Raw genomic sequence first — 305 nt, forward strand, 5'->3', positions numbered from 1 at the left:
AAGCCCGGCATGCCGGGCTTTTTGTTGAGCGCTGCGGACTAACGAGAGTTGGTGTCCAGAGGCTCTTGGGTCGGGACAGGTACGGTCTCGACGCTGTCCACGTCTTTCTGGATCTTGTCCAGCAACGAACCTGGCTTGGCCGGCTCTTCAGGCTTCTGCACCGGCTGATTCTCTGCCGGGACAGTGGTATCGCTGCCTTTGCCGAGAATGGCTTCATCGCGGCTGACACCGGGCATGAAGTCGCCAGACAGGCTCACAAGCTGGTCATTGCCGTTGAATATAAGGCTGACACGCTCCTGCTGGCG

1 pseudogene is annotated in these 305 nt (G+C 59.3%); it reads right to left on the minus strand.

The features are described 5' to 3' along the window. Window positions 1-38: 38 nt before the first annotated feature. A pseudogene (locus ALO43_RS08225) lies at window positions 39-305 on the minus strand (outer membrane protein assembly factor BamE); the annotation flags it as partial.

Source organism: Pseudomonas tremae, from assembly GCF_001401155.1.
Lineage (GTDB): Bacteria > Pseudomonadota > Gammaproteobacteria > Pseudomonadales > Pseudomonadaceae > Aquipseudomonas > Aquipseudomonas tremae.